Origin of the sequence: Streptomyces sp. LaPpAH-108 (assembly GCF_000373625.1) — a bacterium.
Taxonomy (GTDB): domain Bacteria; phylum Actinomycetota; class Actinomycetes; order Streptomycetales; family Streptomycetaceae; genus Streptomyces.
Window position 1 is genome coordinate 51937 of sequence record NZ_KB891998.1, and the last position, 23171, is coordinate 75107.

A 23171-nucleotide genomic window follows, 5' to 3' on the forward strand; every position below is an offset into this window, starting at 1 on the left:
CGGCCGGACCCGGTGGAGGCTACTCGCCCCCGACGGCGCCCTTGGCGTCGGACTTGGTGTCGGCCTTGCTCCCGCCCTTGACCGCACCCTTGGCCCTGAGCTTGCCCACCCGGTCCCCCACGCCCCACGCGGTGACCCGCCACAGCGCCTCGACCAGGATGTCCTTGCTCATCTTGGAGTCGCCGAACTCGCGCTCCACGAAGGTGATCGGCACTTCGACCACGTGGTACCCGGCCTTGACCGAGCGCCGGGCCAGGTCGACCTGGAAGCAGTACCCCTGCGAGGCGACCTCCTCCAGGCCGAGCCCCTCCAGGGTCTCGCGGCGGAAGGCGCGGTAGCCGCCGGTGATGTCGCGCAGCGGGAGGTCCAGGGCGAGGCGGGAGTAGAGGCTGCCGCCGCGCGAGATGGCCTCGCGGGACTTGGGCCAGTTGACCACCCGGCCACCGGGCACCCAGCGGGAGCCGAGCACCAGGTCGGCGCCCTTGAGCGCGGTGAGCAGACGGGGCAGTTCCTCGGGCTGGTGGGAGCCGTCGGCGTCCATCTCGACCAGGACGCCGTAGCCGTGCTCCAGGCCCCAGCGGAAGCCCGCGAGGTAGGCGGCGCCCAGGCCCTCCTTGCCCTTGCGGTGCAGCACCTTGACGTGATCGTCGGCCGCCGCCAGCTCGTCGGCGAGCTTGCCGGTGCCGTCGGGGCTGTTGTCATCCGCCACGAGGACGTGTGCTGCGGGGACGGCCTTGCGTACCCGGCCCACGATCGCCTTGATGTTCTCCGCCTCGTTGTAGGTCGGAATGATCACCAGGACCGTGCCGAGCGGGCCGAACTGCCTCCCCCGGGCCGTGGCCTCGAGGGTCTCGCCGTCGTTCACTGCTGCCCCTTCATGTCGTACGCAGGCGTCCACCATAGTGGTCACGGCCTGCGATGACGTGACAGCACGTTCCTACGGTGGTGTCGATTGCGCAAGAGGCGGGTAGGAATCGCTTTTTCACCGTTCTGTCCGGCGGCGGATGGGGGCCCGGCGCCCTTCGGGCCGACCTGGGGCCCGCTGGCTGCGGGTCGACCGAGAGCCGTTGTCTACTGAGCGACCGGGCCCCACCCGGGTCACACCTGGCCGGCCGGCGGAGCGTTCCCCCGTCGGCGCGGACGCTGAGCCTGGCACCCAGCGACGGTGCCCCCAAGCGGCACACCGTCCCTGACCCAGCGGCGCTGCGACGAGTACGCGAACACTCGGCGGCCGGGCGTCCGGTGGTGGACGCGGCCGAACCTACCGGCCCCCGCCCTTCGACTGTCAACAGCCCTGTGGCCTGCACAAACACCGGCGGGGGCGGGGCTTGTCGCAAGGATGCGCAGGTCGGGCGGCGGTGCGGCGGCGCGGACCCCGGGTGGCGCCGCCGCCGTAGATCACTCGCCCGGCCGTACGTACACGGTCCGGCCGCCCACCACCGTGCGCAGGCAGACGGGCAGTTCGCGGTCGGGGCCCAGGTCAGGCAGGCCGGGGGTGCCGGAGCGCGGGTCGGTGGACCAGCGGGCGACCCGGTCGTCGGGGGCCTGGACGACCAGTTCGCCGGTGTGCCAGACGGCGTAGTCGGCCGGGGCGCCGGGCACCAGGACGCCCGCGTCGTCGCGGCCGATGGCCCGCCAGCCGCCGCGCGTGTGCGCGGTGAACGCGGCGCGCACCGAGACCCGGTGCTCGGGGGTGCGGTGGAAGGCGGCGGCGCGGACGGTGCCCCAGGGGTCGAGCGGGGTGACCGGGCTGTCCGAGCCGAAAGCGAGGGGTACTCCGGCGCGCAGCAGGGCGGCGAAGGGGTTGAGCGTGCGGGCCCGCTCGGCGCCGAGCCGCTGGGCGTACATGCCGTCCTCGCCGCCCCAGACCGCGTCGAAGGCGGGCTGCACGGAGGCGATCAGGCCCAGCTCCGCGAAGGCGGCGACCGTCTCGGGGGTCAGCATCTCGGCGTGCTCGACGCGGTGCCGGGCGGCCCGGACCCGGGCGAGGCCGACCTTCTCGGCGGCGGCACGCATCCCGTCCACGACAGCGGTGACGGCCGCGTCCCCGATGGCGTGGAAGCCCGCCTGGAGGCCCGCCTCGGTGCAGGCGACGACGTGTGCGGCGACCGCGTCGGCGTCCAGGTAGGCGGTGCCGGTGCGGCCGGTGTCGGCGTACGGCTCGTGCAGGCAGGCGGTGTGGGAGCCGAGGGCGCCGTCCACGAAGAGGTCGCCCGCCGCGCCGAGGGCGCCGAGGGCGCGGGCCTTGTCCACGTCCTGTTCGGCCCAGTAGCCGATGACGCGGGGTCCGTGCCGTTCGGCGGCGAGCTTCAGGAGGCCGGTGAAGTCGTCCTCGGAGGAGATCGCGGGGCCGCCGCACTCGTGCACGGAGCCGATGCCGAGGGAGGCGGCGCGGTCGAGCGCCGCGCGCTGGGCCTCGGCGCGCTGGGCGGGGGTGAGCGCGGCGAAGGCGGCCTCGCGGACGGCGTGGTGGTCGTCGGCGGTGAGCGGCGCGTCGGCGCGGCTCACCGCGGCGGGTACGAGGTCGAGGAGGGCGGTGCTGACGACGGCCGAGTGGACGTCGGCGCGGGAGAGGTAGAGGGGACGGCCGCCGGTCGCGGCGTCCAGCTCGGCGCGGGTCGGCGGGCGCCCGCCCGGCCAGCGGGCGGCGTCCCAGCCGTGACCGAGGAGCACCCGGTCGGCGGGGCGCCGGGCGGCGAAGGCACGGACCCGGTCGAGGGCCGCCTCCAGGGACGGCGCGTCGGAGAGGTCGAGCCCGGTCAGGGCGAGGCCGGTGGCCGTGGTGTGGACGTGGGCGTCGGTGAAGGCCGGGGTGACGAGGGCGCCGTCGAGGTCGATCACCTGGTCCACGCCGTCGGCGAAGGCGTCGGCGGCGCCCTCGGAGCCGACCCAGGCGACCTGGCCGCGCTCCACGACCATCGCGGTGGCGAAGGGGTCGGCGGGGCTGTGGACCTCGCCCCGGCGCAGCAGGACGGTCTGGGGGTCGCTCGTGGGGTCGGCGCACTGGTCACTCATGTCCCACAGTCTCTCGCGTGCGCGCGGGAGGGCGGGAACCGGGGCGGACGGGGACCGAGGGGGTCAGATCCTCGGCGGCCGTGCCTCGTACGGCGTGGAGAGCACGACCGTGGTGCGGGTGGAGACCCCGGCCAGCGAGCGGAGCCGGGCGAGCAGTTCCTCCAGCTCGTGCGGGGTGGCCACGCGGACCTTGAGGATGTAGTTCTCGTCCCCGGCGACGCTGTGGCAGGCCTCGATCTCGGGGACGCCCGCGAGCCGGTCGGCGATGTCGTCCGGGGCGCTGGGGTCGAAGGGTTTGACCGAGATGAAGGCGGTCAGCGGCAGCCCGACGGCCTCGGGGTCGACGACGGCCGCGTACCCGCGGATGACGCCCCGCTGTTCGAGCCGGCGCACCCGCTGGTGCACGGCCGACGTGGACAGGCCCGTGGCCTTGCCCAGGTCTGTGTAGCTCATCCGCCCGTCCTTGACGAGCAGCTGCACGATCTGACGGTCCAGCTCCTCCATGTCGCAAGAACCTACAGGCCGCACGATCCTTTCCGGTACCCGAGCTGCGCAGGTCATACGGGGTACGCTCAGCTCGCCATGTGACGAACACCACAAGACTTGTGCGCGCTGCGTGATGTTCTCACGATTACCGCCGAGAGCGGACGGGAAGTGCTTGCTGTGGTCGAGGCCGCAGTGCCTTCACGGCCCAGCCTTAGGGGGAGAATCCCATGCAGAGTGTCAAGCGCCCCGTCCGTCCCGCCGCCAGGCGGCAGCCGCGCGTCGTCGAGCCCGTGCCGGAGTACGTCGAACCCGACTTCGACGACGACGCCGAGAGCCTGGACGCCGAGGACACCTACGACACGTTCGAGATGTACCGGGTGATCTGCCCGGACTGTGCGCAGCCCATCGCGCTCCTCGCGGACGAGGAGGTGCTGCCGGAGCACGCGCGGTGCGCCTCGCCGTGGAACCCGTTCGGCCTGACGGCCTGTGCGGGCACCGGCCGCGCGGCGGCGGACGCCCGCCCGGCCGACGCGTCCGCCGCGCCGCAGGAGCAGGACACCGCCCTGCTCCTGACGCTCCCCCAGGGTCTGGACTGGCGCACCCAGCCCTTCTCGCACGTCGGCGGCCCGGGCTCGCGCCCGATGCGCGTACCGGCGATGCGCGACCGGGCCGCCTGAGCCCCCGTATCCGACGAACGCCCCGCCTCCCCGTGCGAGTCGCACCAGGGGGCGGGGCGTTGTGCCGTTCGGGTGAGGGGCGCTTCCGTACGAGTGAAGCGCTGTGCCGTACGGGTGAGGCGGGGCCGGGGGGCGGCGGCCGACGCGGGTGGACTGACGCTCGATTTGGCGCGGGGGTGACCCCGGCGGGCGGGACCGCGTTGGCCTGGCATGACCCCCATGCACACGGCCACCGGGCGTCAGCGCCGGCCCTTCGTCCCACGGCCCGCGGAACCGGCCGCGCCCCAGCCGCCGCAGGACCCGCCCATCTACCGGGAGGTGATGCGCGCCTGGGCCGACCGGGGCCGCACCCTGCCGGGCCGCCACGACCCGGAGTGGGTCGAACTGGCGGCCCCGCAGGTCGTCAAGGGGCAGTTCAGCGAGCCTCCGGGCCCGCCACATGACGGGCGATGACCATCCGCTGGATCTGGTTGGTGCCCTCGACGATCTGGAGCACCTTGGCCTCGCGCATGTAGCGCTCGGCCGGGAAGTCGGCGGTGTAGCCGTAGCCGCCGAGGATCTGTACGGCGTCCGTGGTGACCCGCATCGCGGTGTCGGTGCAGTGCAGCTTGGCCATGGCGGCCTGCTTGGCGAACGGCAGTCCCGCGTCGCGCAGCCGGGCGGCGGCCAGGTAGAGCGCACGGCCCGCCTCGATCTGGGTGGCCATGTCGGCGATCATGAAGCGCAGGCCCTGGAAGTCCGCGATGGGATGGCCGAACTGTCTGCGTTCGGTGGCGTACCCGACCGCCGCGTCCAGGGCGGCCTGGGCCACGCCGATGGCGCACGCGGCGATACCGAGGCGGCCCGAGTCCAGGGCCGACAGGGCGATGGAGAAGCCCTGGCCCTCCTCACCTATGCGCCGGTCGTCGGCGACCCTTACGCCGTCCAGGTGAACCTGGGCGGTGGGGCTGCCCTTGAGGCCCATCTTCTTCTCGGGCGCCGCCGCGCTCAGCCCCTCGGCGTCGCCGGGGACCAGGAAGGCGGTGATGCCGCGCGGGCCGTCCTCGCCGGTGCGGGCCATCACCGTGTAGAAGTCCGCGATGCCGCCGTGGGTGATCCACGCCTTGGTGCCGGTGAGCACCCAGGAGTCGCCGTCGCGGACGGCCCGGGTGCGCAGTGAGGCGGCGTCCGAGCCGGAGGCGGGCTCGGAGAGGCAGTACGCGCCGAGCAGACCGCCGCCGAGCATCGCGGGCAGGTGCTCGACCTGCTGCTGCTTGGTGCCGTGGGTGGCCAGGGCGTACGAGGCGAGGGTGTGCACGCTGACGCCGAGGCCGACGGTGAGGCGGGCGGCGGCCAGCTCCTCCAGGACCTGGAGGTAGACCTCGTAGGGCTGGTCCCCTCCGCCGTACTCGGCGTCGTAGGGCAGGCCGAGCAGGCCCGCCTCCGAGAGCAGGGTGAAGACTTCGCGCGGGAAGCGGGCGGCGTCCTCCTCCTCGGCCGCCTTCGGCGCGATCTCGCGCTGGGCGATCTCACGGACCAGCGCGAGCAGGTCGCGGGCCTCTTCCGTGGGCAGTTGACGCTCCACCGGCTGCGGGTCGCGGTCGGACATGGCGTCGGTCTCCTCCCTGTCGGGCACACCGGCGGAGTGCGCCTCGGGTCGGGCGGCTCCGCCTGATCGTTCCGTCGCCGACGGCCCGCTCCGGGTCTCGGAGGCGGCTGACCAGCGGCTGTGCCGTGAGTATGCCCGATCGGGGACCTCCCGTCACCAGTTAACGAGCGCTTACTTCAGGAAACCCGAAAAGGCCCCGCGCCGCCCTGTCGATCATGGGTGCGCGGGGCCGTTGGAGTGAAGCGGGGGCGGTGTCGTGGACGCGGGCTCAGGCGTCCCGGCGGGCCGGGGGCGGGGCCGGGCAGGAGGGGTCCAGCTCCTCGATGGCGCGCAGGGTGCCGCCGAGCGTCTTGACCAGCAGCTCGCACAGGGTGTCGCGGGTCAGCACCGGGCGGTCGATCCAGTCGAGCGTGGCGCCCTCCACGCTGCACACCCAGGAGAACAGACCGCTGCGGGCGAGCGACCCGACGGCGGTCCTGCCGTACGCCCCCTCGGCGATGGTGTCGACGATCGCCTCGCGCACCCCGTCCCGGATCGCGTGCACCTCGGCGTCGAAGCCGACCCCGCCGCTGACGATGGTGCGGTAGGCCGCCTGGTGGTGCTCCGCGAACCTCAGATAACTGTCGAGCGTGCGGTGCAGCCGGTCCACGGCGGGCAGTTCGAGCCCGCTCGCGGCGAAGGTGACCAGGTCCGCGACGGATTCCTGGATGATCGCGAGGTAGTAACCGCGCTTCGACCGGAAGTAGTAGTAGATGAGCCCCTTGGCGACATGCGCCTGGCGCGCGATGTCGTCCATGGACAGCGCGTCGTAGGACCGGTCGGCGAACAGCTTGCGCCCGATGGCGATCAGCTCGGCCCGGCGCGCCGCGGAGCGCTCGGTACCACGCGTCGGTCGGCCCGGGCCGACGGCCTGGGTGAGGGCGGCGGGCTGTTGACGCATATTCAATTCCGGCCCTGGTCTGTGCGGTCGGCGGGACACCCGCAGTATGGCAGAGGCGGCCGTTCGGGTGAGGGGGCGTACGGGAGCGGGCGGGGCGGACGGGGGCAGGGGGCGGCGCCGGTCGCGTGGATCGGCGCCGGGTCGGGCCCTCTCCTCAGCGGCGGACCGTCCCCTCAGCGGGTGAGCCGTCCCCCGGACAAGACCGTCATCCTGAACAGGCTGTCCCTGTCGACCGCAGGCCCCACGTCTGCAAGGCGTAGGGCCGCCCCTTCTCCTCCCCCTCGATCAGCGGCACGTCGAGCAGGCTGAACCCCGCCTTGGTGGCCACGGCGACGCTGGCCGCGTTCTCGGCCTCCAGCTCCAGGATCACCTGTTCCGCACCCAGGTGCCCGAAGGCGTACGCGGCCATCACCCGCACCGCCCGCGCGGCCAGCCCCTGGCCCCGGTACGCCGGTCCGACCGCGTAGCCGATCTCCGTGCCCTCCGGAGCGCGCCGCAGCATCACCTCGCCGAGCGGCGCGCGGCCGTCGACGGTGATGGCGAGCAGGATGGCCGTGCCCTCCGCCCGCAACCGCCGGTCCCGCTCCAGCCGGGCACGGGCGGCCACCGCGTCGAAGGGCGAGACGATCGGCGTCCAGTACGCGATGTCGGGGTGGTCGAACAGCTCCGGCATCGCGTCCAGATCCGCTTCCGTCCAGTCACGCAGGACAAGCCCTTCCCCGGTGAGCTCGATCCGCTCGGGAAAGGGTGACGGGGTGCCGCTCATGATGCCGATCCTTCCTGGCCTGACAAGACGGGGAAGGATAACCGGACAGCCGACTCACAGGCTCTCCGGCCGACGGAGGACGGCGGCGACCCCCGCTCAGCGCACCCCCACCGCCGCGAGCGCCGCCCGCTGACGCGGGGTCGGGTGCTCCGGGAAGTACAGGTAACAGACACCCCCCGTACCACTCCTGACCTGCCCGTTCGCGTCGTACCGCTTCGTCCGCAGCCAGATGTTCTCGAACTCTCGCCGTGCGTACACCCGCCGTACCGCGTCGTCGCTCGGGGATGCCGGGTCGTTGGCGATGATGTCGCCCTCGGTGGTGAAGCCGATGACGGTCATGAGGTGGCCGGAGGTGCCGTAGCCCGCGCCGGTGAGTTCGGTTTTGAGGAAGGACTGGGAGGTGATGGCGGGGATGCCGGCCGCGATCAGGGTCTCCAGGTCGGTCAGGGAGGTGAGGCGGGTGACGAGGGACTGGAGGCCGGGGTAGGAGGCGGCGTAGGCGGCGTTGAAGGGCCAGTTGCCGCAGCCCTCGTACTGGTAGTCGTAGGTGGAGCGGGCCGCGTGGCAGACCTGGGGGTCGGCGTAGGAGGGGTCGACCCAGGACAGCTGCTCGGGGGTGGGGTGGGCGCCCCAGTACTCGATGATCATCTGCGAGGAGGTGGGGCTGCACCATGCCTCGCCGCCGTTGTCGTACTGCGGGTACTGGCCCTTGTGGATCTCCTGCGAGTAGCGCGGTACGGCGAGTTCGCGGGTCAGGCCGGGGGCGGAGGCCGGGACCGTGAAGCGGTCGGGGATGTCCGAGCCCATGGCGCCCAGGCGGCGGACCGTGGGGGTCGCGTGGGTGCCGGGCTTGCGGTACAGGGTCAGGCGCAGCCGGTACGCGACCAGGCGCAGGCCCGTGCTCGCGTCGTCGATGGCAAAGGTGTCCGTCCACACGGAACTCTTGCCGTCGCTCTGGTCGTCCACCGAGGTGCGCCGGATGTCCTGGTCGCCGGAGGCCCAGCGGCCCATCACGTACCAGGGGGTCGCGGTGCCGTCGGAGTACGTCCCGCTCAGCTCGGTCTGGATCCAGGTGCCGTCGGGGGTGTGCGCGTTCCAGGAGGCGATGACCTCGGTGGCGGGCACGGACAGCCGGTGCACGGGCGAGGTCCAGGTGGCGTACTCCCAGGTGGCGGTGGTGCCGGTGTGCGGGTCCGTGTAGTCGGTACGGCCCGCGGGGGCGCCGATCACGACTCCGGGCCGCGATCCGGCGACGGCCCGGACGCCGTGCGCGCTCCCGCGCCGCCAGTCCGAGTACGAGGTCCAGGCGTGGTACTCGACGGGACGGCCGGGCGCCCCGCCGTGCCGTACGGCCGGAGCGGCGACGGCGGGAACGGCGGAGACCGCCCCCGCGCTCACGGCGACGGCGACGGCCGCCCCGAGGACACTGCGGCGGGAGGGCTGCTGGGCTCTGCTCATGGACGCGACTACCCCCAGGGAGTCCAGGTGCGGACAGATACGGACACGTGCCGACACGTACGGACACGTGCGAACGACGCACGGCTTCGCGCCCACTATGCGCCCCCCGCCATGCCCCTGCCAGCACTTCCTCACATGCCGCACGAGGAACATTGGTTCAACCAATGACGCCGGTCGCTGGGACGGGGGTCCGGCTGGTCAGGCGCTGCCCGCATCGGCCTTCCCGCGCTGCCGGCATCAGCCCCGAGGGGGCCCGGATATCCGCACCCGGGCCCCCTCGTGCGGGGAACCTGCCGAACCCCCGGAGGGGCCCGCTCAGATCAGGTCCATCGCCGCCACCTCGTCCGGGCGGCCGTAGCTGACCGGGCCCTGGAAGCGGCGGCGGGCCGTGGTGAACCACCAGATCGTGGCGATCAGGAGGACGGCCGCCAGGGCGATGGGGGCGTAGTTGAAGGAGTCGACGGTGATCGGGGACGCCTGGGGGAGCATGAAGAGGACGCTGCTCAGCAGGATCCAGGTCACGGCGAGCCAGCCGATCGGGCGGCCCCAGCGGCCCAGGTGCCAGGGACCGGCCTGGAAGTCGTCGCCGAGCCGCAGCCGGAGGAAGATCGGCACCGCGTAGGCGAGGAAGAGCCCGACCACGTTGACGCTGACGATGGCGGTGAAGGCGGTGTGGGACCACCAGCCGGGGACCACCAGGGCGAGCGAGCAGGCGACGGCGAGCCAGACGGCCTTGACGGGCGTCCGGGTGCGCGGGGAGACGGAGTGCCACCAGCGGGAGCCGGGCATCGCGCCGTCGCGGGAGAAGGCGAAGATCTGCCGGGTGTTGCTGGTGAGGTTGGCGAGACCGCAGAACAGCATCGCGCCGATGACGATGAGCAGCATCGCCTTGGCGGTGCCGAGTCCGAGACCGTCGATGAGAATCTGGACGGGAGGCGCGTCGGAGCCGGCCACCTTGGCGTAGTCGCTAATGCTGTAGACCAGTGCCAGCATCAGGATCAGGCCGGTCACGGCCGAATAGCCGATGGCCCGGGTGATCCCCTTCGGCGCGTTGACGGTGGCCTGAACCGTTTCCTCGGACATGTGGAAGCTGCCGTCGAACCCGGTGAACGTCCAGCTGGTGACGAGCAGGCCCAACATGCCGCCGTAAAGGCCGTTGGTGAAGCCGGTGTTGTTCTCGAAATGCGTGACGAACGACGCCGACTGATGGTGATCCGGAATCACGATGAGTGCGGTCACGATCACCACGAGTCCGATCAGCAGCCACCACACGGAAATCCGGTTCAGCACGGCGACGAGCTGGACGGTGTAGGTGTTGGCGAGCCCCTGGAGCACGATGATCAGGGCCGTGAGCAGCACGGTCTGGTGCGCGGTGGGCTCGTACGACGGCCACTGGAGGGCGACGAACGCCTGGATGAAGGTGGCGGCTGCGTAGCCCGTGGCGGCGGTGCCGCCGATCTGACCGACGAAGTTCAGCCATCCGGTGAACCACGACCAGGCGCCCTTGTGCCGCTTGGCGAGCTTGCCCGCCGAGAAATACAGCGCACCGCTCGTCGGATAGGCGGAGGCCACCTCCGCCATCGCGGCTCCGATGAACAGGACCATCACCGAGACGCCGATCCAGCCGAACACGAGAATACGGGGGCCGCCCGCATTCATACCGAATCCGAAGGAGGAGAAGATACCCGAGAGGATATTGATGATGGTGAAGGAGATCGCGAAATTGTCGAACGCCTTGAAACGGCGCGTCAGTTTCCGCGGATAACCCATAGCGTGCAGCGTCGCGTCGTCGTCGAGGACGACCGGTTCCTCGTCCCCCCGGGACTTCTCCCGGGGCGTCGATATCCGTTCCGACACAGCTCGGCCTTTCTGTTGTGGGGACAGAGCGGGTACGGGGTCAGGCGGGTCCGGGGACGGGCAGTCCGCATGCGCGCCGGGCCCGGGAGAGCTGCTCGGCGGGGTCGCCGAAGGCGCTCCAGGGCATCCGCGAGGCGTACGGGCCCATCGCCGCGAAGACCGCCCGGGCCTCGAACTCGCACTGGGCCATGACCAGTGCGTGTGCGAGGTAGGCCAGGTCGAGCACGGGGGTGAAGCGGTAACCGGCCACCGTGGGAAGCCAGTTGCGGTAGGCGGCCAGGGTGGTGGAGCGCCACTGGGGCTGCTCCCAGACCCGGTCCGCGAGCAGTTGGGTGGGGTTGTAGCTCTCCACCAGGGCCACCAGGGGCAGCAGTCTGAGGGCGGAGTCGGCGGGCGCCCGCTGGCTGAGGAAGGCGGCCACGTCCCAGGCCGCGTTCACCGAGCCGCCGTGGCGTGTGAAGAAGAAGGAGAGGAAGCGGTGGTGGCCCTCGCGGTTCCAGGGGTCGAGGGACAGGACGTGCGAGAACAGCCGCCAGGGGCCGGGCGGGGAGGTGAGCAGGCCCTGCGGGGCGGGGTCGCGCAGCCGGTGCAGCCGGGCCATGGTGAGCTTGGCGACCCAGGGCGTGGGGTCGTCGGGGGCGAGGGCGGCGGCCCGGTCGCAGGCCGTCAGGGCGATCCGTTCCAGCGTCTCGGCGCGTTCGTCACGTGCGTCGGCGGCCCGCATCGCGCGCTGCACGGCGACCCGGGCCCACATCAGCATGGACTCGGGGGTGGTCTCCTCGGCGAGCCACTGCTCGACCAGGTCGGTGCCGGCCGCCTCGGAGGCGAGCACCAGCGAGCGGTGGGCGCGCAGGGCGAAGTCGGAACGCGTCTCGGCCAGGACCTCCTGGGCGTAGCGATAACGCCCGGCGCGCACATCGACGCAAACACTCGCCAGGACACGGTCGTCGGCCGCCGGATGCCATACATAGTGCCCTTCGAATAACTCCGCGGCCATGCTCTCCTGTCCGTCCGCATACGGCGCATCACAGTTGCGCAGGAGGCACCTTACTCAGCCGCCGCCGCACCGGGAACGCCTAAATCCACAAATCGGTCGGCGGAATCGGAACGTAATATCCGGTCATTGACCGGAAGTCAGCCAGTGGTTCAAGGGGTGACGTTTCGGTGCCCGCGCGGGTGCCCGCACCGGCCGCTACTAGACTGTTTCCGGAGAACTCCCCCACACCGCATCACACCTCGGGAATCGCCATTCAGCACCTCGCCGCCCGGCTGCGCGCGCTGCCCCCGTCGCTGGGTCCGGTCCGGCTGGTGGGCGTCGACGGGCACGCCGGTTCCGGGAAGTCCACCTTCGCCGCGCGCCTGGCGGACGCACTGGGCGGCGCGCCCGTCCTCCACCTGGACGACTTCGCGAGCCACGACCATCTCTTCGGCTGGACCGGCCGCTTCACGGAGCAGGTGCTCACCCCGCTGGCGCGCGGCGAGAGCGCGCGGTACACCCCCTACGACTGGAATCTGCGCGCCTTCGGGCCGCCCCGTCCGCTGCCGCCCGCGCCCGTGGTCCTGGTGGAGGGGGTCGGCGCGGGCCGCCGGGAGCTGCGCGCGCATCTCGCGCTGCTGCTGTGGATGGAGCTGCCCGCCCCGCAGGCGTGGGCGCGCGGGCGGCGGCGGGACGGCGCGGCCCAGCGGGAGTTCTGGGACGGCTGGACGGCCGCGGAGCGCGCGCATTTCGCGGACGACCCCTCGCGCCCCCGTGCGGATCTTCTGGTGCGCCAGAGGCGCGAGGGGTACGAGGTGCTGCCGGGGCCCGCGATGAGCGATGGACCAGACCAAGATGTCACTCACCGTGAGGGACCATCGGCAGTGTGGTGAACTCGTGAAGACGGGGGGCGGCCAACTTTCACAAGGGCCCCAACTCCGCTTGACCGAGGGCCCGTACAGGTCTTACGTTCTCAATGTGCGGCTCTCCGGAGTCGCCCCGCAGACACGAAGCCCCCGGTTGTTCCCCCGTGACCGGGGGCTTCGTTCTGCCCTGACGCCGCCTCCGGGCCCCTTTCGCGGCCTCGGATTCTCACTCTCGGTGACCACGCGGTGTGCGCCCCGTATGCTCCCACCTCGTGGAACGGCCCTTGTCACACCCTTCGGCACCTGGTCGTCCCGCGGGTACGATGCCCTCGGTGCGACCTTCGAGCTGCTGCCTCGCGCACCTGCAACTCCGTTCCGCGGCACAGCGGTTCGACCGCGGCGGCCGTCGGGCGCCTGCCCGGTGGTGACCATCGGGGGCACGGTTCGTGGGGGGATGATGGACTTCGGCACGCGGGGCTCCGAGGCCCCGGCCGACCTCGCCTGGACGCGGGGCGTGGACGCCTACACGATGGGCGCCTACCCGCAGGCCGAGGAAGAGTTCCGCGCCGCGGTGCGGATGGACCCGGGGATGGCCGACGCCTGGCTCGGACTGCACGCGCTGCGGGTGGACACGACGACCGCGCTGCTGCGGATGTTCCGGCACCGCGAACGGTTCGGGGAGCAGCGCGCCCGGCACCGCCGCGCCCTCAACTCCTGGTACTGGCTGGGCTGGTGGGTGCAGCCGGTGCTGGAGAGCCCGCGCGATCTGCTGCTGGCGCACGCCTCGCACTGGCTGGACGGCCGCCATGTGCCCGAGCTGGACCGGGCCCTTGCCGGACTGCCGCCGGTGGACACCGACCCGCAGGTCCGCTTCCTGCACGCGTGCCGCTCCTATCTGGTCAAGGACTGGGACCAGTTGGTGCGGCACACCGATCCGCTGCTCGACGACTCGCTGCTCGGCATCGAGGCCGGGCTGTTCGGCGGCATGGCCCGGGTGCGCCTGGAGATGTACGGGCAGGCCGAGCCGCTGCTCTCGGCGGCCCTGATGCGCTGCCGCAGCGAGCAGCCCCAGCGCAAGGAGCTGCGCTACTGGCTGGCCCGCGCGCACGAGGGCACCGGGCGCAGCGCCGCCGCCCTGCCGCTGTACCGGGCGGTGCACCGGGTCGACCCCGCCTTCATGGACACCTCGGCCCGGCTCGCCGCCATCGCCGAGGGCGACGGGTACGACGACCCGGGCGACTTCGCCGCGATCACGCTGGCCGGTGCCGGACAGGACGCGATGGACGGCCCGGACACCCTCGATCCGCTCTTCGGCACCGAGGGCCGCGATCTGCGCCTGCCCGAACCGGATCTGCCGACCGGCCCCCTGCCCTCGGTGCCGGACCGCGCGGTCCGGGTGAAGAGCGGTACGTCCGCCTCCGCGCCGCTGCCCACCGGGCCGACCGACCCCGGCTTACTGGAGGAGGCGCTGGCCGAGCTGGAGCGCATGGTCGGGCTCGAACCCGTCAAGCGCCAGGTGAAGGCGCTCTCCGCGCAGCTGAACATGGCGCGGCTGCGGGCCGGGCAGGGGCTCCCGGTGCAGCCGCCGAAACGACACTTCGTCTTCTCTGGCCCCTCGGGCACCGGCAAGACCACCGTCGCCCGCATCCTGGGCCGCGTCTTCTACGCCCTCGGTCTGCTCGGCGGCGACCACCTGGTGGAAGCCCAGCGCGCCGACCTGGTCGGCGAGTATCTGGGCCAGACGGCCGTGAAGGCCAACGAGCTGATCGACTCCGCCATCGGCGGCGTGCTGTTCGTGGACGAGGCGTACGCGCTCTCCAACTCCGGGTACGGCAAGGGCGACGCGTATGGCGACGAGGCGCTTCAGGTGCTGCTCAAGCGGGCCGAGGACAACCGGGACCATCTGGTGGTGATCCTGGCCGGCTATCCGGAGGGCATGGACCGGCTGCTGGCCGCCAACCCCGGGCTCTCCTCGCGCTTCACGACCCGGGTGGACTTCCCGTCGTACCGCCCCGGCGAACTCACCGAGATCGGCCGGGTGCTGGCGGCGGAGAACGGCGACCGGTGGGACGACGAGGCGGTGGAGGAGCTGCGGTCCATCGCCGGGCACGTGGTCGACCAGGGGTGGATCGACGAGCTGGGCAACGGCCGGTTCCTGCGCACGCTGTACGAGAAGAGCTGCGCCTACCGGGACCTGCGGCTCTCGGTGTACCCGGGGGCGCTGTCCCGGGACGATCTCGCCACGCTGCGGCTGCCCGATCTGATGCAGGCGTACGGCGAGGTGCTGTCGGGGCGGGGGCCGCAGGACCCGTCGGCGATGTGACGACGAGTCCTGCGGCCTGTGCGTGACCCCGGTCGGGCGCTCGGCCCGCGGGACGACCCCGGTCAGGCCGTCAGGGCCTGCTCCGGCTCCCCGCTCGGCCTCGGCGCCGAGACCTCCGCGCCGGACCGCTCCGGCTCCGGGGTCCTGTCCGAGGGCGAGGGCGCCGGGTGCGGATGGGCCGGGTCGTGGACCTCGCCCACCAGCAGTTCCAGCGCGTCCTCCAGGGCGACCAGGCCAAGGACCCGCCCGGAGGCGTCGGCCACCTGGGCCAGATGGGTGGCCGCCCGGCGCATCACGCCGAGCGCGTCGTCCAGTGGGAGTTCCGCGCGGAGCGTGGCCATGGGCCGCCAGATGTGCTGGGGCACCGCGCGGTCGGAGTCCTCCAGCTCGAGGACGTCCTTGACGTGGACGTACCCCATGAAGGCGCCCTTGGCCGAGGCGGACACCGGGAAGCGGGAGTAGCCGGTGCGCGCCGTCAGCTCCACGATCTCCGCCGGGGTGACCGACGGGTCCACGGTCACCAGGGACTCGCGCTTGAGCAGGACGTCGGTGACCGGGCGGGAACCCAGCTCCAGGGCGTCCTCCAGGCGCTCCTGCTCCTCGGGGTCGAGCAGTCCGGCCTGCCCTGAGTCCTCCAGGAGGCGGTTGAGCTGCTCGCTGGTGACGACGGCCTCGACCTCGTCCTTGGGCTCGACCCGGAAGAGCCGCAGGATGCCCTGGGCGCACGCGCCGAGGGCCACCGTGACCGGACGGCAGAGCCGGGCGAAGTACACCAGGCCGGGACCGAGCCAGATCGCGGCCTTCTCCGGGGCGGCCATGGCGAGGTTCTTCGGCACCATCTCGCCGATGACCAGGTGGAAGAAGACCACCGCCGCGAGCGCGATGGCATAGCCCAGCGGATGGATCATGCCCTCGGGCAGGTGGACCGCCTCGAACAGCGGCTCCAGGAGGTGGGCCACGGTCGGCTCGGCCACCGCGCCCAGGGTCAGCGAGCAGACGGTGATGCCGAACTGCGCCGCCGCCATCATCTGCGGCAGCCGCTCCAGACCGTGCAGGACCTGGCGGGCCCGCGCGGTGCCGAGCGGTTCGATCTGGCTGCGGCGGACGGAGACGAGCGCGAACTCGGCGCCGACGAAGAATCCGTTGGCGAGCACGAGCAGCGCCGCGAAGAAGAGTTGCAGGACGCTCATCGCACGGTCTCCTTCACCGCGGCCACCGGGGCCGTACGGACCACGCGGACCCGCTCGGCACGGTAGTGGCGGACCTGGCGCACCGAGAGCCGCCAGCCGGGCAGTTCGGCCCGGTCACCGGGCGCGGGGATACGGCCGAGCAGGTCGGCGACCAGCCCGGCGACGGTCTCGTACGGCCCCTCGGGGGCTTCGAGGCCGATGCGCCGGAGCACGTCGACCCGGCAGCCGCCGTCCACGTCCCAGGCCGGGCGGCCGTCCTCGGGCGGGGCGGCGACGAGTTCGGGCACGTCCTGGCGGTCGTGCTCGTCGCGGACCTCGCCGACCAGTTCCTCGACGATGTCCTCCAGGGTGACCACGCCCGCCGTGCCGCCGTACTCGTCGACGACGACCGCGATGGGCTGCTCGCTGCGCAGCCGGGTCAGCAGGGGGCGCACCGGCAGGGTCTCCGGGACGAGGAGTGCCTTGCGGGCGATGCGGGCGACCGGGGTGCGCAGGCGCTCGTGCGCCGGGACCGCGAGGGCGTCCTTGAGGTGGACCATGCCGACCACGTCGTCGATCTTCTCCCGGTAGACGGGGAAGCGGGACAGGCCGGTGGCCCGGGTCAGATTGACCACGTCCTCGGCGGTGGCCGAGTCCTCGAGCGCGCTGACCTTCACGCGCGGGGTCATGACGTGCTGTGCGGTCAGCTCGCCCAGGGAGAGCGTGCGCACGAACAGGTCGGCGGTGTCCTGCTCCAGGGCTCCGGCCTGTGCGGAGTGCCGGGCCAGGGAGACCAGTTCACCGGGGGTGCGGGCGGAGGCCAGCTCCTCGGCGGGCTCGACGCCGAGCGCGCGCACCAGCTTGTTCGCGACCGTGTTCAGCACGGCGATGACCGGGCGGAACAGGCGCGCGAAGTGGTGCTGCGGCCCCGCGACGAAGCGGGCCACCTGGAGCGGCTTGGAGACCGCCCAGTTCTTGGGCACGAGTTCGCCGATCACCATCTGGACCGCGGAGGCGAGCAGCATGCCGACGATCACGGCGATGCCGGAGGCCACACCCTCGGGGACGCCGAGCGCGCCTACGGGGCCGTCCAGCAGGTCGGCCAGGGCCGGTTCGGCGAGCATGCCGACGACCAGGGAGGTGATGGTGATGCCCAGCTGGGTGCCGGAGAGCTGGAAGGACAGCTCCTTGAGCGACTCCACGACCCGGTGGGCACGCTTGTCGCCGTCGGCGGCGGCTTTCTCGGCGTCGGGCCGCTCGACCGTGACGAGGCCGAATTCGGCCGCCACGAAGAAGCCGTTGGCGAGGATGAGCAGGAAGGCCGCCGCGAGAAGCAGCAGAGAGGTGGTCATGATGCCGCCGCCTCGCCACGTACGCGGAACGGGTCCGCGGTATGTCGGCAGGGGGCGGCGCAGGTACTACAGGACGATCCGTCCATCGCCGGAGAGGGTCACTCCTCGGATAGCAGGGAAACCTCCGTGCGCGCCGGGCGTGGCACGACGGAGGCGGAGGCGCCATGGGGACGCCTCCGCCAACAGATTAGTCAAGACAGGGGCCGGTGCGGCAGGGGCGGCGCCCCTGAACCGTCCCCGAGCGGACCCCGACCCGGCCCTGACCTCGGGCCGGACCACTGTCGGGGCTCAGCCCTGAGAGGGCTCCGGATCGCGCGGCGCGCGCTGCTCCACCAGAGTGCGCAGCGCCCGCGCGTCGGCGATGGCCCGCTGCTTGGCGACGCCGGGCTGGATGCCGAGCGCGGGCAGGCTGGTGCCGTCGGTGAGGTTCAGGAACACCCAGGGGTCGCCCTGGCGCAGGTTGACCTGGACGATCTCCGCCCAGTCCAGCTTGCGGCTGCTCGCGATGTTGACGACGGTCACACCGGACTCGTCGGCGACGACCTTCACCCGGGCCAGCTGTGCCAGCACCCAGAAGGTGAGCGCGCCGGTGAGGACGAAGGTGAGCCGTTCCCCCGGGCCGACCTTCTCCAGGAGCAGGCCGATCCCGGAGATGACCACGAAGATCGCGATTCCGGCGGTGAGCAGGATGGCCCGGGTGCGGCCCGGCCGGAAGGTGACCGGGAGGGCGGGCGGGGTCTCGGACATCCGGGGCGTGTCCCTCACAGGCGGCAGGCGTGGATGGCGGTGGTGAGGATGGCGCGGGCGCCGATCTCGTAGAGGTCGTCCATGATGCGCTGGGCGTCCTTGGTGGGGACCATGGCGCGCACGGCGACCCAGCCCTCGTTGTGCAGCGGGGAGACCGTCGGGGACTCGAGGCCCGGCGTGAGCGCGACGGCCTTCTCCAGCTGCTCGACGCGGCAGTCGTAGTCCATCATCACGTACGTGCGGGCGACCAGGACGCCCTGGAGGCGGCGCAGGAACTGCTGGACCTTGGGCTCCGCGGCCTCGTCGGTGGCCGCGCCGGTGCGGCGGATCACGATGGCCTCGGAGGTCATGATCGGGTCGCCGAAGACCTCAAGACCCGCGTTGCGCAGCGAGGTGCCGGTCTCCACGACGTCCGCGATGACCTCGGCGACGCCCAGCTCGATGGCGGTCTCCACGGCGCCGTCGAGGTGGACGACGGAGGCGTCCACACCGCGCTCGGCGAGGTGGCCCGCGACGATGCCCTCGTAGGAGGTGGCGACGGTACGGCCCTTCAGGTCCTCGACGCTGTCGGCGGTGCCGGGCTTGGCGGCGAAGCGGAAGGTGGAGCGGGCGAAGCCGAGCGGCAGGATCTCCTCGGCACCGGCGCCGGAGTCGATCAGCAGGTCGCGTCCGGTGATGCCGATGTCGAGGCGGCCGGAGGAGACGTAGAGCGCGATGTCGCGGGGGCGGAGGTAGAAGAACTCGACCTCGTTCACCGGGTCGACGACGCGCAGTTCCTTGGACTCGCGGCGCTGCCGGTAGCCGGCCTCATGCAGCATCTCCCCCGCAGGTCCGGACAGGGAACCCTTGTTGGGGAGAGCGATGCGCAGCATGAGGTTTCGGCTTCCTTCGTGTGACGTGGGGTGGTGCGGTGGAACGAGGGGAACGGCGGGAACGCGGAGGGTGGTTCAGAGGTGGGCGTAGACGTCGTCCAGCGAGATGCCGCGGGCGACCATCATCACCTGGACGTGGTACAGCAGCTGGGAGATCTCCTCGGCCGCCGCCTCCTTGCCCTCGTACTCGGCGGCCATCCAGACCTCGGCGGCCTCTTCGACGACCTTCTTGCCGATGGCATGGACGCCCTTGCCGACCAGTTCGGCGGTGCGGGAGGTGGCGGGGTCGCCGGTGGCTGCCTTGTGCTGGAGCTCGGTGAACAGCTCCTCGAACGTCTTCTTGGACATGGTGGTCTCCACCCTACGCGCTCCGGGGATGCCTCAGTGCCAGGGTTCGGACACCGAGCGCAGCGTGGCCGCGGTCGCGACGGCGGCGGTGACCGCCTCGTGGCCCTTGTCCTCGCTGGAGCCCTCGATACCGGCCCGGTCCAGGGCCTGCTCCTCGTTGTCGCAGGTCAGCACGCCGAAGCCGACGGGGACGCCGGTCTCCACCGAGACCTGGGTGAGGCCCTGGGCGACGCCCTGGCACACATAGTCGAAGTGCGGGGTGCCGCCCCGGATGACGACGCCGAGGGCGACGATCGCGTCGTAGCCGCGGCCCGCGAGGACCTTGGCGGCCACGGGCAGCTCGAAGCTGCCGGGGACGCGGAGGACCGTCGGCTCGTCGATCCCCAGCTCGTGCAGGGCGCGCGTGGCGCCGTTCAGCAGGCCGTCCATCACCTTGTCGTGCCACTGCGCCGCGATGACGGCGACCCGGAGGTCGCTCACATTGCGTACGGACAGCTCCGGTGCACCCTTGCCGCTCACGTCTCTCCTCAGTGCTGTGTCGTGCTGGTCGTGCGGTGTCTTACTGGTCGCCGCAGGTGGACACGGCGGGGGTGTCCAGCCAGGGCAGGTCGTGGCCCATCCGGTCGCGCTTGGTGCGCAGATACCGGAGGTTGTGCTCACCGGCGCGGACGGGCATCGCCTCGCGGTCGGTGACCTTGAGACCGTGGCGTTCCAACGCCTCGGTCTTGTCGGGGTTGTTGGTCATCAGGCGGACGCTGCGCACGCCGAGGTCGGCGAGGATGCGGGCACCCGCGCCGTAGTCGCGGGCGTCGGCGGGCAGGCCGAGTTCGAGGTTGGCGTCCAGGGTGTCGCGTCCGCGCTCCTGGAGTTCGTAGGCGCGCAGCTTGGACAGCAGGCCGATGCCGCGTCCCTCGTGGCCGCGCAGATAGACGACGGCGCCCCGGCCCTCGGCCTGGATGCGCTCCAGGGCGGCGTCGAGCTGGGGGCCGCAGTCGCAGCGCAGGGAGCCGAAGACGTCCCCGGTGAGGCATTCGGAGTGGACGCGGACCAAGACGTCCTCGCCGTCGCCGAGTTCGCCGTGGACGAGGGCGACGTGCTCGACGCCGTCGGCGGCCCGGTAGCCGTAGGCGGTGAAGGCGCCGTGGCGGGTGGGCAGCCGGGTCTCGGCCTCGCGGCGGACGGCGGGCTCGGCGGCGGCCGTGCCGGTCGCGTGCTGCGCGGGTACGGCGGCCGGGTTCTCCTGGGCGCGGCGGTACGCGATCAGGTCCGCGATGGAGATGATCGTCAGGCCGTGCTTGCGGGCGAAGGGGATCAGCTCGGGCAGCCGCAGCATCCGGCCGTCCTCGCCCGCGATCTCCACGATGGCACCGGCCGGGCGCAGTCCGGCGAGGCGGGCGAGGTCGACGGCGGCCTCGGTGTGGCCGTCGCGGACCAGGACACCGCCCTCGCGGGCGCGCAGCGGGAAGATGTGGCCGGGGCGCACCAGGTCGGCGGGCTCGGCCGTGCCGCTCGCCAGGAGCTGGAGGGTGGTGGCGCGGTCGGCGGCGGAGATGCCGGTGGTCACGCCGTGCGCGGCGGAGGCGTCCACGGAGACGGTGAAGGCGGTGCGCAGGGCCTCGGTGTTGTCCTCGACCATCTGCGGCAGCCGGAGCCGGTCGAGTTCGGCGCCCTCCATGGGCGCGCAGATCAGGCCCCGGCACTCGCTCATCATGAAGGCGACGATCTCGGGGGTGATCTTCTCGGCGGCGATGACGAGGTCGCCCTCGTTCTCCCGGTCCTCGTCGTCGACGACGACGATCGGGCGCCCGGCCGCGATGTCGGCGACGGCGCGCTCTACGGGGTCGAGCGTGAAGTCCTCGAAGGCGTCGGTGGGGTGGGTGTCGTGCAGGGGCAGTGCCGTGGTCATGCCGGCGCTCCTTCCAGGACGGGCCGCGCCGCCTTGCGGGAGCGCAGCCACCAGTCGCGCATGCCCCACAGGACGAGTGCGCCGTAGATGACGTAGACGAAGCCGGAGAAGGCGTAGCCGTTGGCGAAGTTGAGGGGGACGCCGACCAGGTCGACCAGGAGCCAGGCGATCCAGAACTCGGTCATGCCCTTGGCCTGGGCGTACATGGCGACGATGGTGCCGACGAAGATGTAGGCGTCCGGCCAGGGATCCCAGGACAGGGACGGGTAGGCGGTGAAGAGCAGGGCGACGGCGACCGTGCCGAGCGCGGCGGCGCCGAGCATCGCGGCCCGCTCGCGCCAGGTGGCGAAGCGGGGGCTGATCTGCCCGCTCGCGGTGTTCTTGCCGCGCCGCCACTGCCAGAAGCCGTAGAGGGCGACGGCCATGACGACCGCCTGCTTGCCCGCGCTGCCGGTGAGGTGGCCGTAGAAGGCGGCGAAGAGGATCAGGCCGGAGACGAACTGGACCGGCCAGGTCCACAGGGAGCGGCGCCAGCCGAGGGCGAGGGCCGCGAGGCCGAAGACGTTGCCCAGCATGTCGGACCAGAGGATGTGCTGGCCCAGCAGCGTGAACGCCTCGGAGTCGAGTGAGTTCACCGCGCGTCCCCCTGCCCGGCCGCGAGCAGCCGCTCCACGTACTTGGCGATGACGTCGACCTCGAGGTTGACCGGGTCGCCGGGCTGCTTGTGGCCGAGCGTGGTCAGGGCGAGGGTGGTCGGGATGAGGCTGACGGTGAAGAAGTCGGCGCCCGCCTCGACGACGGTGAGGCTGATGCCGTCCACCGTGATGGAGCCCTTCTCCACGACGTAGCGGGAGAGGTCGGCGGGCAGCGAGATCTTCACGATCTCCCAGTGCTCGGAGGGGGTACGGGCCAGCACCTCGCCGGTGCCGTCGACGTGTCCCTGCACGATGTGGCCGCCGAGGCGGTGGCCGACCGCGGTGGGGCGCTCCAGGTTGACGCGGGAGCCGACCGCGAGCGCGCCCAGGCTGGAGCGCTTCAGCGTCTCGGCCATGACGTCGGCGGTGAATTCGTCGCCCTCGTGGTCCACGACGGTGAGACAGACCCCGTTCACGGCGATGGAGTCGCCGTGCCGCGCGCCTTCGGTGACGACGGGGCCGCGGAGCCGGAAACGGGAGGCGTCGTCGAGATTCTCGACGGCGGTGACTTCACCCAGCTCTTCGACGATTCCGGTGAACACTTCCCGGGTCCTCCTGCCTCGTGGGGCACGGACTCCGGGGCGCGTCGATGACGACGGCAGAAACGGACGAGGCGCTACCGGGTGCGACGCCGAGGGGACGCGTCCGCGGACGGACGGGTCCTTCAAACGGCGGCGCGCATCGGTGATGCCCGCCCGCCGCGCACTGCCTCCCATCCGGACTTTAACCGTCGGTCCAGGAATTTCACCTGGTCAACCGGCCGCTGGAAGCGACCGGGTCGCGGACTGTAACCGCCGGTTCGGAATTTCACCGACCCCGGAGTGCGCTGCTTCTGGTACATGGCAAGTGTGCCATGCCTGGCTGTCACCCATGCGGGCGAGTGGTGTGGGCTGTCTCACAAGGGTGATCGTCCAGCGCCATGGCCTCACCCATGGCGCCGCTCAACACCCTTTCCTTACAGCTGTGTTGAGCATGGTCCGGACCTATTGACCGTAGTGGTCTAGTCCTCTTATGGTGCGGACGGACCCGGCGGCGGTGACGACGGCCCTTGCCCGCCGCCGGGTCACCACGACCTCCATGTCACATCCGTGCGGGCCCGTCCGTCCCACTCTTGAGGGGTGACCCGCCCC

The 23171-nt window shown here is 72.0% G+C and carries 22 protein-coding genes and 1 riboswitch; of the genes, 4 read left to right on the forward strand and 18 right to left on the reverse strand.

The features are described 5' to 3' along the window. Positions 1-19: 19 nt before the first annotated feature. From B079_RS0126885 to B079_RS0126895, 3 genes are all read right to left on the reverse strand, one after another. Positions 20-865, reverse strand: a complete 846-nt coding sequence (locus tag B079_RS0126885) for a polyprenol monophosphomannose synthase (protein WP_018548952.1) — start codon at positions 863-865, stop codon at positions 20-22. A gap of 533 nt (positions 866-1398) precedes the next feature. Continuing rightward, positions 1399-3015 carry an amidohydrolase gene (locus B079_RS0126890; protein ID WP_018548953.1) on the reverse strand — a complete coding sequence of 539 codons (1617 nt, stop codon included), beginning with the start codon at positions 3013-3015 and terminating at the stop codon, positions 1399-1401. Between the two features lie 63 nt (positions 3016-3078). Beyond that, a complete protein-coding gene (locus B079_RS0126895) occupies positions 3079-3519 on the reverse strand; it encodes an Lrp/AsnC family transcriptional regulator (protein WP_018548954.1) in 441 nt (146 codons plus the stop codon). A gap of 209 nt (positions 3520-3728) precedes the next feature. Between B079_RS0126895 and B079_RS0126900 the strand changes: the two genes are divergently transcribed. Both B079_RS0126900 and B079_RS0126905 read left to right on the forward strand, forming a co-directional pair. After that, positions 3729-4178, forward strand: a complete 450-nt coding sequence (locus B079_RS0126900) for a hypothetical protein (protein ID WP_018548955.1) — start codon at positions 3729-3731, stop codon at positions 4176-4178. A 219-nt stretch (positions 4179-4397) separates the two neighbouring features. Further along, on the forward strand, positions 4398-4631 hold the full coding sequence (locus B079_RS0126905; RefSeq protein ID WP_026249115.1) for a hypothetical protein: 234 nt from the start codon (positions 4398-4400) through the stop codon (positions 4629-4631). Here B079_RS0126905 and B079_RS0126910 read toward each other — a convergent pair. The 6 genes from B079_RS0126910 to B079_RS0126935 form a co-directional block, all read right to left on the reverse strand. Next, a complete protein-coding gene (locus tag B079_RS0126910; RefSeq protein WP_026249116.1) occupies positions 4594-5766 on the reverse strand; it encodes an acyl-CoA dehydrogenase in 1173 nt (390 codons plus the stop codon). The genes B079_RS0126905 and B079_RS0126910 overlap by 38 nt on opposite strands. A 268-nt stretch (positions 5767-6034) precedes the next feature. Next, positions 6035-6706 carry a TetR/AcrR family transcriptional regulator gene (locus B079_RS0126915; protein WP_018548957.1) on the reverse strand — a complete coding sequence of 224 codons (672 nt, stop codon included), beginning with the start codon at positions 6704-6706 and terminating at the stop codon, positions 6035-6037. Between the two features lie 205 nt (positions 6707-6911). Beyond that, positions 6912-7472 (reverse strand): GNAT family N-acetyltransferase, encoded by a 561-nt coding sequence (locus tag B079_RS0126920; RefSeq protein WP_018548958.1) that lies wholly within the window; start codon positions 7470-7472, stop codon positions 6912-6914. A gap of 96 nt (positions 7473-7568) precedes the next feature. After that, positions 7569-8930 (reverse strand): peptidase C39 family protein, encoded by a 1362-nt coding sequence (locus B079_RS0126925; RefSeq protein WP_018548959.1) that lies wholly within the window; start codon positions 8928-8930, stop codon positions 7569-7571. Between the two features lie 315 nt (positions 8931-9245). Further along, positions 9246-10787: an amino acid permease gene (locus tag B079_RS0126930; RefSeq protein WP_018548960.1), complete on the reverse strand. Its 1542-nt coding sequence runs from the start codon at positions 10785-10787 to the stop codon at positions 9246-9248. A gap of 40 nt (positions 10788-10827) precedes the next feature. Further along, positions 10828-11784 (reverse strand): hypothetical protein, encoded by a 957-nt coding sequence (locus B079_RS0126935; RefSeq protein ID WP_026249118.1) that lies wholly within the window; start codon positions 11782-11784, stop codon positions 10828-10830. A 251-nt stretch (positions 11785-12035) separates the two neighbouring features. Here B079_RS0126935 and B079_RS0126940 point away from each other — a divergent pair, with 251 nt between their 5' ends. Then, a complete protein-coding gene (locus B079_RS0126940) occupies positions 12036-12656 on the forward strand; it encodes a uridine kinase family protein (RefSeq protein WP_051095332.1) in 621 nt (206 codons plus the stop codon). 430 nt (positions 12657-13086) lie between these two features. After that, complete coding sequence (locus tag B079_RS0126945; RefSeq protein ID WP_026249120.1) at positions 13087-14952, forward strand: AAA family ATPase; 1866 nt, start codon at positions 13087-13089, stop codon at positions 14950-14952. Positions 14953-15014: 62 nt separating this feature from the next. Here the strand turns inward: B079_RS0126945 and B079_RS0126950 are convergent, their stop codons facing one another. From B079_RS0126950 to B079_RS0126990, 9 genes are all read right to left on the reverse strand, one after another. Then, positions 15015-16142 (reverse strand): hemolysin family protein, encoded by a 1128-nt coding sequence (locus B079_RS0126950; protein WP_018548964.1) that lies wholly within the window; start codon positions 16140-16142, stop codon positions 15015-15017. Further along, positions 16139-17473 (reverse strand): hemolysin family protein, encoded by a 1335-nt coding sequence (locus tag B079_RS0126955; protein WP_018548965.1) that lies wholly within the window; start codon positions 17471-17473, stop codon positions 16139-16141. Before B079_RS0126955 ends, B079_RS0126950 begins: the two co-directional genes overlap by 4 nt. 288 nt (positions 17474-17761) lie before the next feature. Continuing rightward, positions 17762-18220, reverse strand: coding sequence for a PH domain-containing protein (locus tag B079_RS0126960; RefSeq protein WP_018548966.1), 459 nt, complete (start codon positions 18218-18220; stop codon positions 17762-17764). Between the two features lie 14 nt (positions 18221-18234). After that, positions 18235-19092, reverse strand: a complete 858-nt coding sequence (gene hisG / locus B079_RS0126965; RefSeq protein WP_018548967.1) for an ATP phosphoribosyltransferase — start codon at positions 19090-19092, stop codon at positions 18235-18237. Positions 19093-19167: 75 nt separating this feature from the next. Continuing rightward, positions 19168-19440, reverse strand: coding sequence for a phosphoribosyl-ATP diphosphatase (locus B079_RS0126970; RefSeq protein ID WP_026249121.1), 273 nt, complete (start codon positions 19438-19440; stop codon positions 19168-19170). A 33-nt stretch (positions 19441-19473) separates the two neighbouring features. Next, positions 19474-19959 carry a 6,7-dimethyl-8-ribityllumazine synthase gene (gene ribH / locus B079_RS0126975; RefSeq protein WP_018548969.1) on the reverse strand — a complete coding sequence of 162 codons (486 nt, stop codon included), beginning with the start codon at positions 19957-19959 and terminating at the stop codon, positions 19474-19476. A gap of 40 nt (positions 19960-19999) precedes the next feature. After that, entirely contained in the window at positions 20000-21346 is a 1347-nt protein-coding gene (locus B079_RS0126980; protein WP_018548970.1) for a bifunctional 3,4-dihydroxy-2-butanone-4-phosphate synthase/GTP cyclohydrolase II, read from the reverse strand. Further along, positions 21343-21981, reverse strand: coding sequence for a nicotinamide mononucleotide transporter family protein (locus B079_RS0126985; protein WP_018548971.1), 639 nt, complete (start codon positions 21979-21981; stop codon positions 21343-21345). Before B079_RS0126985 ends, B079_RS0126980 begins: the two co-directional genes overlap by 4 nt. After that, the gene (locus B079_RS0126990; protein ID WP_018548972.1) at positions 21978-22583 is read right to left on the reverse strand and encodes a riboflavin synthase; all 606 of its coding nucleotides are present in this window, start codon (positions 22581-22583) and stop codon (positions 21978-21980) included. Before B079_RS0126990 ends, B079_RS0126985 begins: the two co-directional genes overlap by 4 nt. 156 nt (positions 22584-22739) lie before the next feature. After that, a riboswitch (FMN riboswitch) is annotated at positions 22740-22870 on the reverse strand. Positions 22871-23171: the final 301 nt, after the last annotated feature.